Source organism: Mesorhizobium sp. M0184, from assembly GCF_040322215.1.
In the GTDB taxonomy this organism is placed as follows: domain Bacteria; phylum Pseudomonadota; class Alphaproteobacteria; order Rhizobiales; family Rhizobiaceae; genus Mesorhizobium.
The window spans coordinates 51,553-64,576 of the sequence record NZ_JAMYSZ010000032.1; the positions used below are offsets into that span (position 1 = coordinate 51,553).

Annotated in this window: 9 protein-coding genes; 4 read left to right on the plus strand and 5 right to left on the minus strand. The window is 65.5% G+C overall.

Going from position 1 to position 13,024, the window contains the following annotated elements:
* Positions 1–26: 26 nt before the first annotated feature.
* A complete protein-coding gene (locus NKJ23_RS28295) occupies positions 27–1,829 on the minus strand; it encodes a GtrA family protein (RefSeq protein WP_352683896.1) in 1,803 nt (600 codons plus the stop codon).
* 129 nt (positions 1,830–1,958) lie between these two features.
* Between NKJ23_RS28295 and NKJ23_RS28300 the strand changes: the two genes are divergently transcribed.
* The 4 genes from NKJ23_RS28300 (at position 1,959) to NKJ23_RS28315 (ending at position 6,207) form a co-directional block, all read left to right on the plus strand.
* A complete protein-coding gene (locus tag NKJ23_RS28300) occupies positions 1,959–2,966 on the plus strand; it encodes a glycosyltransferase (protein ID WP_352472814.1) in 1,008 nt (335 codons plus the stop codon).
* A gap of 8 nt (positions 2,967–2,974) precedes the next feature.
* On the plus strand, positions 2,975–3,349 hold the full coding sequence (locus tag NKJ23_RS28305) for a GtrA family protein (RefSeq protein WP_352472815.1): 375 nt from the start codon (positions 2,975–2,977) through the stop codon (positions 3,347–3,349).
* Positions 3,350–3,567: 218 nt separating this feature from the next.
* Entirely contained in the window at positions 3,568–4,509 is a 942-nt protein-coding gene (gshB, locus tag NKJ23_RS28310; protein ID WP_352683899.1) for a glutathione synthase, read from the plus strand.
* 168 nt (positions 4,510–4,677) lie between these two features.
* On the plus strand, positions 4,678–6,207 hold the full coding sequence (locus NKJ23_RS28315; RefSeq protein WP_352571552.1) for a YifB family Mg chelatase-like AAA ATPase: 1,530 nt from the start codon (positions 4,678–4,680) through the stop codon (positions 6,205–6,207).
* Between the two features lie 245 nt (positions 6,208–6,452).
* Here the strand turns inward: NKJ23_RS28315 and NKJ23_RS28320 are convergent, their stop codons facing one another.
* The 4 genes from NKJ23_RS28320 to NKJ23_RS28335 form a co-directional block, all read right to left on the minus strand.
* Complete coding sequence (locus NKJ23_RS28320) at positions 6,453–8,624, minus strand: malate synthase G (RefSeq protein ID WP_352683901.1); 2,172 nt, start codon at positions 8,622–8,624, stop codon at positions 6,453–6,455.
* 267 nt (positions 8,625–8,891) lie between these two features.
* Positions 8,892–10,919: a hydantoinase/oxoprolinase N-terminal domain-containing protein gene (locus NKJ23_RS28325; RefSeq protein ID WP_352683902.1), complete on the minus strand. Its 2,028-nt coding sequence runs from the start codon at positions 10,917–10,919 to the stop codon at positions 8,892–8,894.
* Between the two features lie 243 nt (positions 10,920–11,162).
* Complete coding sequence (locus NKJ23_RS28330) at positions 11,163–11,786, minus strand: CDGSH iron-sulfur domain-containing protein (protein ID WP_352472830.1); 624 nt, start codon at positions 11,784–11,786, stop codon at positions 11,163–11,165.
* Between the two features lie 549 nt (positions 11,787–12,335).
* The gene (locus tag NKJ23_RS28335; protein ID WP_352683904.1) at positions 12,336–12,710 is read right to left on the minus strand and encodes a hypothetical protein; all 375 of its coding nucleotides are present in this window, start codon (positions 12,708–12,710) and stop codon (positions 12,336–12,338) included.
* Positions 12,711–13,024 lie beyond the last annotated feature (314 nt).

Here is a 13,024-nt window from a genome sequence, read left to right on the forward strand (position 1 = left end):
AAAAGGCCGCACGGGCCGCCGATCGATCAGCTGCCCAGCCGGACGCGGTACAATTCGACGGCGGCTCCGCTGGTCCCGGCAACCGGCTCAAGCCATTCCGGCACGCTGCCGCGCATCAGCCCGGCAAGAAAGCCTGCCGGCGCCTTGGCTGCGAGGAGCTTGCTTTCGGCGCTGCCGGGGCACAGCGCGACGAGGCCGACGTGATGATCCGCCAGGATGGTCCTGGCATCGGCATCGGACCCAAGGAAGGCATCGAGCGCCAGCAGGTTGCCGGCGACGTTGCGATGGTAGGGCCCGGCGAAGACGCGATGTCCGGAATAGGCCAGGATAGGCGATCCGAGATTGGAAATTGCCAGCACGGTGGTGCCGGGCAGGCGGCCGAGTGCCGCAAAGGAGGCCATGCGCTGGCAAGCGACATCGGCGCCGTCGCCATTATCGGCGGCGGTACTGCTGTCCTCGAAGGCTACCGAGGTTGCCGCGGCAGCCCCAGTCCAGACCGCATTCACCGAAACCAGCCAGACGGCAGCCATGCGCAGCGCCACACCGCGCGACGGGCTGACCTCGGCCCGTTGACGCCATTTGGCAATCCAGGCGGCAAGCGGGACGACAGCGAAGGCGATCGAGAATGTCGAACCGCGCACCTGCCAAGCACTGACGATGAAGGCCACGACAAGCAGCGCGCCGACAAGGCTGTCCTGCCGCCGCCAGCCGCCACGGCCAAGGCGAAGCGCCATCAGCACGAGCGCGATGAGCGGCGTGGCATAGCGCGCCACCACCCCGGCCGGATCTTCAGCGAGCAGCTTGAACAGCGATTGCGCCTCGTCGATGTGATCAAGCCATAGCTCCTTGAGGCGCGGATCGAGGTTCGCATAGGGCGCTGCCAGGCATTGCGGGGACAAAAAGACGACGACAGAGCCCAATACAAGAGCAAGCAGGCCAAGCAAGGCGAACCGCCATTGGCGCGTGCGGCCGGCGGGCTCGACCGACGCTATCGCCGCAAGGCCGGTTCCGGCAATCGCCGCGACGACGAACTGCACGGTCGAGAAGGCGTCGCATTGCGCCTGACCCCAGGCAGACGGCGCAATGGTGGCGACAAAGACGAGAGCGGACACGCCGGCAAAGCCGAGGCCGAAATCCCTGGCAATCGACCTCTCGCCATCGGCGTCGAGGGCAAACAGCGTGGCGACTGAGGCGCCGATGGTGGCGACATAAGGCGCGGTTTCCATGCCGACGGCCAGCATCAATCCGGCGCACAGGCCGGAGAGCAATGCCGCCGGCCTGCGCAACGGCGCTTCAAGCAACAAGCTCAGGCTGGCCATGCTCAGCATCAGCTGGACATTGTGGTGATCGAGCGCGCCAGGCGAAAAAATGCCGAGGAAATGCAGTGCGGCGCCGCCGACGACGACAGCCGGCAGCACAGCGCCGTACCCGGCAAAGCTGCGCGCGGCGCGAGCCGTGAAAAATACGGTCAGGCAAAAGAGCAGCGCCGGCCACAGCACTTGCGCAACATTCTCGGCAAAGCCCGCGCTGCCGGTCAGGGCCGATACGGCGATGATGATGGCGGCGATCGGCGCATCGACCAGCCGCGACCAATGCATGACGAAACCGCCTTCCAGGCCCATCCTGTACTGGTGCAGATCGAACCAGCCCTGGCTGGCCAGCATGTCGCGAACTTCGACAAGGCGCAGCAGATTGTCGTTGTCGCCGCCGGCATTGGTCAATTCCGGGAAGCCGGCAAGGGCATTGACGGCAAGTGCCAGCAAAGTGGCAAGCAGCGCCAGCGCGATATCGGACCTCCAAATGGAGGCGCCATCGTCGGCTGTGCTCATATCAGGACCTTTGGAAGGAATACGGTGCGGTTTAAACCTAGCCTTAACAGCTTCAATAAATAGTAAAGCCGCCCGAGCGAGGCCGGCGCTTGAGCGGTCAGGGGCCTCACAGGGCATCCGGAGACGAAAATGCCACAAGAAGTGCGCCATGAGCCGAGCATCGCCGTGCTCCTGCCTTGCTACAATGAGGAGCTGACGATCGGCGAAGTGGTGCGGCGCTTTCGCGAAACGCTGCCTGCCGCCGCGATCTATGTCTACGACAACAATTCGCGCGACCTGACCGCGCTCCGAGCCCGCGCCGCCGGCGCCATCGTGGTGCGCGAGCCGCGCCAGGGCAAAGGCAATGTCGTGCGCCGCATGTTCGCCGACATCGAGGCCGACATCTACCTGATGGCCGACGGCGACGGCACCTATGCGCCGGAGGACGCGCCGCAACTGATCAACACGCTGCTGACCGAGCGCTCCGACATGGTGGTGGGCACCAGGCGCGGCGTCGCCAACGACGCCGGCAGGACAGGCCACGCCTTCGGCAACCGCATCTTCAACAGCCTCTACAAACGTTTGTTCGGCTCGGACTTTACCGATATCTTCTCGGGTTACCGCGCCTTCACCAGGCGCTTCGTCAAGAGTTTTCCCGCCGTTTCCGGCGGTTTCGAGATCGAGACCGAAATGTCGGTGCACGCCTCGCAGCTCAAATTGCCGGTCAGCGAGATCGGACTCGACTATGGCCGCCGGCCGGAAGGCTCCTCGTCGAAGCTGTCGACCTTTCGCGACGGCGCGAAGATCCTGTGGATGTTCGCCATGCTGATGAAGGAGACGCAGCCGCTGCGTTTCTTCGGCGCTTTTTCGGTGTTCTTCCTGGCATCAAGCCTGTTTCTGATGGCGCCGGTGCTGATCGAGTTCGCCGAAACCGGGCTTGTGCCGCGCATGCCGACGTGGGTGCTGTCGGTCGGGCTGCTGCTGCTGTCGATGCTGGCGGCGGTGACCGGGGTAATCCTCGATTCGGTGTCGCGCGGCCGGGCCGAGCAGAAGCGCATCTTCTATCTGTCGATGCCTTCCGGCCGCGTCGAACGCGAACGCGCAAGTGCGCTCGCGACTTTGAAGACCGGACCGCGCAAGACCCCGCGGGCGGCTTAGAGCCCTAAATGGGACGCCTCGCCCGCTTCATTGTCGCCGGCGGCATCGGCTTCGTCGCCGACGCGGCGGCGCTTTGGCTGGTGTTGGCGATAGCGCCGCTTGGCCCCTTCGCGGCTCGCATCATCTCGATCGGTTTTGCCCTGTCCGTCACCTGGCTGATCAACCGCCATCTGACCTTCTCGCCTTCCAGCCGCGGCGTCGCGCAAGAGGGCGCACGCTATGGCGGCGTCGGCATTGCCACCAGCCTCGTCAATTATCTCGTCTATTGCGCCATGCTGTTCGCGCTGCCGATGGTGCCGCCGCTCGTCGCCCTTGCGGTCGCCTCACTGGTTGCCATGGCGCTGTCCTTCCTCGGCTATTCCAAGCTGGTGTTCGACCGCTGAACGCACATCGCATTGGGGTCTGCGCCAAGCGAAGCGCAGCCTCATCATGACCTTGGCCGATTGGCAGAGGCCGCCGATTTCCTTATATCGCTCTCGTCGATGCATCGGCCCGAGAAATCGGAATCGATTTTCGGAAAGCACGATGCATGGATTCAAAAAATGTTGGAGCGTACTTTGTGCGTCCAAGTGGATCGCTCCAAGTGCGCCGGAGAGCTGCCATGCCCCTGAAAGTCGCCGTCCAGATGGACCACATCTCCACCGTGTCGGTAGCCGGCGACACGTCGTTTGCGCTGTCGCTGGAGGCGCAGCGGCGCGGCCACCAATTGTTCCACTACACGCCCGACCGGCTGTCGCTGCGCGACGGCAAGGTGTTTGCCCGTATCGAGGCGATGCAGGTTCGCGACGATAAGGGCAATCATTATTCGCTGGGCGAAGAAGTCCGCACCGATCTTTCGGAGATGGACGTCATCCTTTTGCGGCAGGATCCACCCTTCGACATGAACTACATCACCACCACGCATATCCTCGAGCGCATCCATCCGAAGACCCTGGTGGTCAACGACCCTGCCTGGGTGCGCAACAGCCCGGAAAAGATCTTCGTCACTGAATTTCCCGACCTGATGCCGGACACGCTGATCACCAAGGACCCGCTCGAGGTCGCAGCCTTCCGCAAGGAGTTCGGCGATATCATCGTCAAACCGCTCTACGGCAATGGCGGCGCCGGCATCTTCCACCTGCACGAGGCCGACCGCAACCTCGCCTCGCTGCTCGAAATGTTCGACCAGTTGTTCCGCGAACCCTACATCGTGCAGCGCTACCTCAAGGAGGTGCGGGCTGGCGACAAGCGCATCATCCTGGTTGACGGCGAGCCTGTCGGCGCCATCAACCGGGTACCGGCCGAGCATGATTCCCGCTCCAACATGCATGTCGGCGGCCGCGCCGAAAAGACCGAATTGACGGCGCGCGAACGCGAGATCTGTGCCCGCATCGGCCCCGCGCTGAAGGAGCGCGGCTTCATCCTTGTCGGCATCGACGTCATCGGCGACTACATGACCGAGATCAACGTGACCTCACCGACCGGCATACGCGAAGTGCAGCGCTTCGGCGGCGCCGACATCGCCAGCCTATTTTGGGATGCCGTCGAGGAGAAGCGCAACTAGCGTACATTGCTTCTGGAAGCGGCCGCGTTCCGGACCATTGCAGCCGTGGCGCTCAGCTGTTCCCCAAATGTTCTTGCCTTCGCCGGAAATCTGTGGTTGTCTCCGGTGACGCCGTTCGCGGCATGATCGCAAAGGCTTGGGGCAAAAGCCTGCATCCGGGGTGAAGACATGGTGGCGCGGGTTCGCACGGTTGCTTTCCAGGGCATCGAGGCCGTGCCGGTCGACGTGCAGGTGATGATCGCGCCGGGCAAGGTCAACATGCACATCGTCGGGCTGGCCGACAAGGCTGTAGCCGAAAGCCGCGAGCGGGTGCAGGCAGCGCTGCATGCATCCGGCCTGTCGATGCCGTCGAAGAAGGTCACCGTCAATCTGGCACCCGCCGACCTGCCCAAGGAAGGCAGCCATTACGATCTGCCGATCGCGCTCGGGCTGATGGCGGCGCTCGGCGCCATTCCGGGCGACATGCTGGCCGGCTATGTCGTGCTTGGCGAATTGTCGCTCGACGGCACCATCGCCGCGGTGGCCGGCGCGCTGCCGGCGGCGATCGGCGCCAATGCCGAAGGCAAGGGCCTGATCTGCCCGTTCGCCTGCGGGCCGGAAGCGGCCTGGGCCGGCAAGGATTTCGACATATTGGCGCCGCGCAGCCTGATCGCCATCGCCAATCATTTTCGCGGCACGCAGGTTCTGTCGCGGCCGGAAGCCGGCATCCATGCCTCGGCGCGCGACCTGCCCGACCTTGCCGACATCAAGGGCCAGGAGACCGCCAAGCGGGCGCTGGAGGTGGCGGCAGCCGGCGGCCACAATCTTCTGATGGTCGGGCCGCCGGGATCGGGAAAGTCGATGCTGGCGCAGCGGCTGCCGTCGATCCTGCCGCCGCTGGCGCCCAGGGAATTGCTCGAAGTCTCGATGATCGCCTCGGTGGCCGGCGAACTCGGCGAAGGAAAGCTCACAGACCGGCGGCCGTTCCGCGCGCCGCATCATTCGGCCTCGATGGCGGCGATGGTCGGCGGCGGGTTGCGCGTGCGGCCGGGCGAGGCCTCGCTCGCCCATCACGGCGTGCTGTTCCTCGACGAGTTTCCCGAATTCTCGCCGCAGGCGCTCGATGCGCTGCGCCAGCCGCTCGAGACCGGCGACTGCATGATCGCGCGCGCCAACCACCGCGTCACTTATCCGGCACGTATCCAGCTGGTCGCGGCGATGAACCCGTGCCGCTGCGGCATGGCCGGCGAGCCCGGCTATCGCTGCCTGCGCGGCGACCGCTGCCGCACCGACTACCAGGCGCGCATTTCCGGCCCGCTGCTCGACCGTATCGACCTCAGGATCGAGGTGCCGGCGGTCTCGGCCAGCGATTTGATCCGGCCGGACCGGGCAGAGAAAAGTGCCGCGGTGGCGCTGCGCGTCGCCCGCGCCCGTACGATCCAGCGCGAGCGCTTCGAGCGGCTCGGCGCGACCGCCACCACCAACGCCCATTGCTCGCCCTCCGTCATCGAGGCGATCGCCATGCCCGATGCCGCCGGCCTGTCGTTGCTCAGAGATGCCAGCGAAAAACTCGGCTTTTCCGCGCGCGCCTATCACCGCGTCTTGAAGGTGGCGCGGACGCTGGCCGACCTCGAGGCAAGCGAAACAGTCGGCCGCATCCATCTGGCCGAGGCGATTTCCTACCGCATGAGCTCGGAGCGGATGGCGCAGGCGGCGTGACGTTCCCCTCCCCCTCGGGGGGAGGGTGGCCGCGAAGCGGCCGGGTGGGGTTGCCGGCGACGTGCTCTGCCTTTAACGTCTGCACGATATCCGCAGATCAAGATGGCACCGAGTATTGGTCGCCAAGACAATCCCGTTCTTGTCGCTGGAATGGGAGTCGGCGCAATTCTTGCAGGACCCCTCCCGGCCCTTCGGGCCACCCTCCCCTCAAGGGGGAGGGGGACACCGACTCCCATGCCTTCGCTTCAGGTGCCCTGCTTTGCCTTCAGCTCCAGCCTCCGTGCGTGCAGCACCGGCTCGGTATAGCCGTTGGCCTGGACGCGGCCCTTGAAGACCAGATCACACGCGGCGAGGAAGGCGATGGACTTGTCGAAATCCGGCGCCATCGGCCGGTAGAGCGGATCGCCTTGGTTCTGGCGGTCGACGATCGCCGCCATGCGTTTCATCGTCTCCATGACCTGCTCGGGCGTGCAGACGCCGTGATGCAGCCAGTTGGCGATGTGCTGCGAGGAGATGCGCAGCGTGGCGCGGTCCTCCATCAGACCGACGTCGTTTATATCCGGCACTTTCGAACAGCCGACGCCCTGGTCGATCCAGCGCACGACATAGCCCAGAATTCCCTGCGCGTTGTTGTCGAGTTCCTTCCGGATGTCCGCCTGAGACCAGTTCGGCCGGACAGCGACGGGCACCGACAGGATGTCGTCGAGTTTTGCCTTGGGGCGGCTCTTCAGCGCAGCTTGCACGGCATGGACGTCGACCTTGTGATAATGGGTGGCGTGCAGCGTTGCCGCCGTCGGCGACGGCACCCAGGCGGTGTTGGCGCCGGCCTTGGGATGCGCGATCTTCTCGGCCAGCATCGCCGCCATCAGGTCGGGCATCGCCCACATGCCCTTGCCAATCTGGGCGTGGCCGGCCAGCCCGCATTCCAGCCCGGTGTCGACGTTCCAGGCTTCGTAGGCGGCAATCCAGGCGGCCTGCTTCATGTCGCCCTTGCGGATCATCGGGCCGGCCTCCATCGAGGTGTGGATCTCGTCGCCGGTGCGATCGAGGAAGCCGGTGTTGATGAAGACGACGCGTTCTTTCGCGGCGCGGATCGCCTCCTTGAGGTTGACGGTGGTGCGCCGCTCCTCGTCCATGATGCCCATCTTGATGGTGTTTTTGGGCACGCCGAGCAGCGCCTCGACGCGGTCGAAAATCTCGACGGCGAAGGCGACTTCGTCGGGCCCGTGCATCTTGGGCTTTACGATGTACATCGAGCCGGCGCGAGAGTTTTGTCTGCGTCCATTAGGGCCGATATCGTGCAGCGCGATCAGCGCCGTCAGCGCCGCATCCATGATGCCTTCCGGCACCTCGTTGCCGTCGCGGTCCGATATCGCCGGGTTGGTCATGAGGTGGCCGACATTCCTGACCAGCATCAGCGAGCGGCCGGGCAAGGTCAGCGTGCCGCCATCGGGCGCGGTATAGGTGCGGTCGGGGTTGAGCCTCCGGACAAAGCTCTTGCCGGCCTTGGTGATCTCCTCCGCCAAGTCGCCCTTCATCAGGCCGAGCCAGTTGCGGTAGACCAGCACCTTATCCTCGGCATCGACCGCCGCCACCGAATCCTCGCAGTCCTGGATGGTGGTCAGCGCCGATTCCAGCACGACATCGGCAATGCCGGCCGGATCGGTGCGGCCGATCTGGTTGTTGCGGTCGATGACGATTTCGATGTGCAGGCCGTTCTTGACCAGCAGGACGGCTTCGGGGTCGGCGGCATCGCCGCGATAGCCGGCAAACTGTCTGAGGTCGGCAAGCGTGGTGGCGCCGGCACCCTCGCCCAGCCGCAACATGCCATTGGCGACCGAAAGCCCGTTGACGCCGGCCCATTTGCCTGTCGTGAGCGGCACCGCCTCGTCGAAGAAGCTTTTCACCCAGGCGACGACCTTGGCACCGCGCGCCGGATTGAATTTGTCGCCTCGCTCGGCGCCGGCCGTCTCCGGGATAGCGTCGGTTCCGTAGAGCGCATCGTACAGCGAGCCCCAGCGCGCATTGGCGGCGTTCAGCGCATAACGCGCGTTCATCACCGGCACCACCAGCTGCGGCCCGGCGACCAAAGCGATTTCCGGGTCGACATTTTCGGTGGTCACGCTGAACGCCGGCCCCTCGGGCAGCAGATAGCCGATCTCGCGGAGGAACGTCTTGTAGGCCTCCATGTCGACGGGCGCGCCATTGTCGCGATACCAGCGGTCGAGCTTGTCCTGCATGGCATCGCGCTTTTCGAGTAGCGCCCGGTTTTTTGGCGAGAGATCATGGACGACGGCCGAAAAACCGTTCCAGAATGCCTCCGCCTCGATGCCGGTGCCCGGCATCGCTTCGTTCACGATGAAATCATGAAGCTCGCGGGCAATCCGCAATCCGGCGATCTCGACGCGATCGGTCATCAGGGCTTCTCCAGACGAAAGGCTAGGCCGGGCCTTTGGCATGTCACGGTGGCAGGGTCAATTCAGCTCAGGGTGAAGGTAGGGCGTTTTCGCTGCCGATCTCCCCCTTGAGGGCCCCTTGTGGGGGAGATGGCCGGCAGGCCAGAGGGGGTCGCCTCGCGTGGAGTGCAACCTCTTCTTTGCACCAAATCGCGTCGCGCTTCATGCGAGGCGACCCCCTCTGTCGCCTTCGGCGACATCTCCCCCTCGAGGGGGGAGATTACGCGCTCACACCGCAATCCTTGGCCGTCCCGACGCCACCGCCACCACATGCGCCTCGATGAACATGCGCTGGCCCTCTACGGTGGAGACGCGGTATTCGCTGGCGATTTCGATCTCGGCGCTGTCGGTGCCGGCGTCCTTAGCCCGCCCGGCGGCAATCGCGCGCACATCCTTCTCCGCTGCGGCGATCGCCGCTGCTTCGTCGTTGAAATCGCGCACGCTTTCACCTGAGGCAACGCGGAACAGCCCTTCCTTGGGCTGGCTGACCCGCGCCTCGGCCGACACCCGGACCTGGCCGACGACGGCGCCGAGCGCGTTGGCGACATCGGTATCCTGCGGCACCACGCATCGATTGCCGACCAGCTCGGCCAGGCCGGCATAGTGCAGCGGCGCCGAGGCGCCGAGGCCGATGACCGGACGGTCGAGGGCGACGCTCAAGCGCGCGATGCCGGGATGCGCGTCGACGGCGCGCTGGACCAGGGCATGGGCGACGGTCGCCGCGCCATCCAGCCCGTCCTCTGCGAAGGCGGTCTCGAGGATGACTTCGGCCGACAGGCGGGTCAGCGCGGTCAGCACCCGTTCCGAGATCGCCTCCGGCGAGGCGGCGATGAACTTGCCGCGGCCGTCGCGCCTGCGCGCGAACAGCTCGGCACCCAGACGCGCCGCGGCCGCATCCCAATTGGCCTGCCTGCCCAGCACATGCGCGGCGTCCGACGGCGTGAAGCCGGCGACATGCACCAGCCCGCGCGACACCAGCCGGTTCAAGGTGGCGTTCTGGGCGTTCGAGGTCAGCAATCTGTCGAGAGCCTGCGGCACGGCACCAATCAGCTCGTAAAGCTTGGCTTCGGCACCGGTCAGTCCGGCCGCCAGCCGCTCCGGCACGCCGGTGCGCACCGCCAGCCGGCCATCCATGCGGCCGGGGTTGGGCGCGCGCAGCTGGCGTTCGAGCTCTGATGTGACTGCTTCGCCATGCATCATGCCGGCCAGCGCCAGCGGCACCAGGCGGCGCGGGCCGAGCAGGATTCTCGGATTGAGCGCGCCGTCCTCCAGCGCCACTTCGGAATCGCCGCCGAGGCCAAAGGTGCGCATGGCGACGGCCTCGACCATGGTGCGGAACCCGCCGACGGTGGCGCCTTCCGGATCAAGCCGCGGCCGGCCCTTGTCTAACACGGCGACGTCGGTGGTGGTGCCGCCGATATCGGAGACCACGGCATCGTCGAGGCCGGTCATGTGGCGGGCACCGACGAGGCTGGCGGCCGGGCCGGACAGGATGGTCTCGATCGGCCGCTGGCGGGCAAAGGCGGCCGAGACCAAAGCGCCGTCGCCGCGCACCACCATCAGCGGGGCGGCGATGTTGCGCGCGGCCAAAAAGCCTTCGGTTGCCGCAACCAGCCGGTCGATCATCGAGATCAGCCTGGCGTTGAGCAAAGTCGTCAGCGCCCGGCGCGGGCCGCCGAGCTTGGCCGACAGTTCGTGGCTGGCGGTGACCGGCAGGCCTGTTATGTCGCGGATCAGGTTCCGCGCGCTTAGCTCGTGCGCCGGGTTGCGGGTGGCGAAATAGGCGCAGACGGCAAAGCCGGACACCGACTTTTCCAGTTCCGGCAAAGCTGCCTCCAGCCCGGAAAGATCGAGCTTTGCCGCATTGCCATGGACATCGTGGCCGCCGGGGCAGAACACCACGGGATCGGTGCCAAGCGCCGCCTTCAGCCCGTCGCGGGCAAGGTCGCCCTCGGCAAAGCCGATCATCACCAGCGCCACGCGGCCGCCCTGGCCCTCGACCAGCGCATTGGTGGCTAGCGTCGTCGACATAGACACCAGTTTGATCGCTGCCGGGTCGGTGCCGGCCATTTCGAGCACCGCATCGACCGCGCCGGAGATGCCGACCGCCAGATCATGGCGCGTGGTCAGCGCCTTGGCCTTGGCCAGCACCTTTCCGCTTGGCCCGCCGGCCTCCGACCACAGCACGGCATCGGTATAGGTGCCGCCGGTGTCGATGCCGAGGAAGAGGGGTGGCGATTTGATGTTGGCGGTCATTGGCGGGTCCGGAGAATTGCTGCCCCGCCCCTTAGCCGATACGGGCCGGGCGATAAAGGCACGAGCGCTGGGCCAAGGCAGCGTAATCTCCTCGAGGGGGGGATGGCCGGCAGGCCAGAGGGGGTCGTCTCGCGTGGAGCGCCGGCATTCTCTGGCCGCGATGGCGTTGGCGTCAGGACGTACCGACCCCCTCTGTCGCCTTCGGCGACATCTCCCCCTCAAGGAGGGAGATAGCGGCGCCGCCTACCCCACAAACCCCACGCGCTTGTGCGAGCCATCGCAGAACGGCTTGTTGGCGGAGTGGCCGCAGCGGCAGAGGAAGGTGCGTTGCGTACGGTCGACCGTGTGGCCGGTGCCGGTGACGATTTCGACATTGCCTTCGAGCTTGAGCGGGCCGTTGGTCGTCGGTGTGACGGTCAGCGGGCCATTCCGCACCTCCAGCGCCGGCGTGTCCTTCAGCGCCGGCTCGCCGGTGGCGGTGAAGCCCGCCTTGGCGTGGCTGCCATCGCAGAACGGCTTGTTTTCCGAGGCGCCGCAGCGGCAGAGCGTGGCGCGGTAAAACGTTTCGCCGCCCAACACGATCTCGGCATGGACGGCAAGCGGGCCGTTTTCGCGGATGCGCACAATGTTGACCACCGGCGGCTGTTCCTGCGGCCCGCCATCCTTGCGGACATAGGTGATGGCGCCGGACGGGCAGGCTTCGGCGAGCGCCACGATCTTCTCGACGCTGGCCGCCTCGGGGTGGATCCACTGGCCGGGCGCGTTGGGCACGAAAACATGCGGATCGCCAAGCACGCAGTTGCGCGAATGGATGCAACGTTTTCCCGAAAAGCCGATGTCGATCTTCTCGCCTTCGACCACTGCCATGGGTGGGTCTCCTGTCGGACTACGCTATGGCGACAGTCAGGACGACGTCAAGGCAGCATTCTCCCCCTCGTGAGGGCCGACCTCGGGCGCGGCGGGAAGGGAATTCCCATTTTTTGCTCGCAGCACCACATTTTGTTCTTGCTTTGTGCCGGCAGCTATGCTCCTAATTTGGGTATGGTGCCAATTGGCTCCAACGACCCGCCTGCCGAGGCGGGTTTTTTGTTTCAGCTTTGAAATTCCGGCGTTGCCGGCCTGACGTTGGCGGGACAGCGCGCGCCCCTGCCCGCTTTGCGCTGGCTTCTCCCTCACAAGGATAGAGCAATCGCCTATGAAGTCGCCCGGCCGCGGAGCCTGCCCTCGGGCTGCGGAGACAAGACTCGTGGGCGGTCTTCCCGCCGGGGAGAAGAGCCTGGCGCAGCGCAGGCGACCTCCTCTCCCCTCGGGGAGAGGTCGGATTGCCCCGAATTTCCCTTCGCAATTCGGTTGGCAATCCGGGTGAGGGGCACTTGCCCATACGCGATTGCCCCCAACAAGAGGGAGACGGGCAACTCACGGAACCAGATCGATTTCCTCGGTCTCGCCGCCACTGCAGGTGTAGCAGCAATCGTCGCACTTTTCCGTATTGCCGGGGCCGACGCCCCAATAGGTATTCTCGTCGCCGTCGACCCAGGCGCCGTAGCAGATCGATTCGCCGTCACTGCAGGACAGCGGGATCGCCTTGCTCTCGCCGTCGTTGAGATAGTAATCCTGATTGTTGCCCGGCCAGACATGATCGCGGTCCTGGCTGTAGAGCTCGACGCGCATGGCGTTCGGATGGCTGTTCTTGATCTCGAAGGTGACATCGCCGGCATGCGCGACGGGCGCAAACAGCGTGACAATGAACAGCGACGCGGCGACGCGACGCGCGAAAGCGTAGGACGACATGATGATTTCCCCCCGGAATGAAGCGGCCTGCCCGGCCGCGAGGGGGAACATGGCATGGCGGCGGGATGGGTGGAAGGGGGTGCGCCATTTGCACATCGCGAAAGCGCAGCGGTGCCTAGCAAGGCCCCTCTCCGGTTTGCTTCGCAAACCACCTCTCCCCACTTCGTGGGGCGAGGAAATGCCAATCGCCGAAGCCTCACAAGACCTGGGTTCCTCGCCCCCACGAAGTGGCTAGGGGATGCACACATCTTTTCGTTGCGTCGATGACTCATCTGTGAGTTGCGGCGTCGGGTTGGTGTGTGATTCTGTAGGCG

What these genes read in the sequence shown, in the direction of transcription:
- NKJ23_RS28295 (WP_352683896.1), bottom strand. Translation starts at nt 1,829, where the DNA reads ATGAGCACAGCCGACGATGGCGCCTCCATTTGGAGGTCCGATATCGCG.
- NKJ23_RS28300 (WP_352472814.1), top strand. Translation starts at nt 1,959, where the DNA reads ATGCCACAAGAAGTGCGCCATGAGCCGAGCATCGCCGTGCTCCTGCCT.
- NKJ23_RS28305 (WP_352472815.1), top strand. Translation starts at nt 2,975, where the DNA reads ATGGGACGCCTCGCCCGCTTCATTGTCGCCGGCGGCATCGGCTTCGTC.
- gshB (WP_352683899.1), top strand. Translation starts at nt 3,568, where the DNA reads ATGCCCCTGAAAGTCGCCGTCCAGATGGACCACATCTCCACCGTGTCG.
- NKJ23_RS28315 (WP_352571552.1), top strand. Translation starts at nt 4,678, where the DNA reads ATGGTGGCGCGGGTTCGCACGGTTGCTTTCCAGGGCATCGAGGCCGTG.
- NKJ23_RS28320 (WP_352683901.1), bottom strand. Translation starts at nt 8,624, where the DNA reads ATGACCGATCGCGTCGAGATCGCCGGATTGCGGATTGCCCGCGAGCTT.
- NKJ23_RS28325 (WP_352683902.1), bottom strand. Translation starts at nt 10,919, where the DNA reads ATGACCGCCAACATCAAATCGCCACCCCTCTTCCTCGGCATCGACACC.
- NKJ23_RS28330 (WP_352472830.1), bottom strand. Translation starts at nt 11,786, where the DNA reads ATGGCAGTGGTCGAAGGCGAGAAGATCGACATCGGCTTTTCGGGAAAA.
- NKJ23_RS28335 (WP_352683904.1), bottom strand. Translation starts at nt 12,710, where the DNA reads ATGTCGTCCTACGCTTTCGCGCGTCGCGTCGCCGCGTCGCTGTTCATT.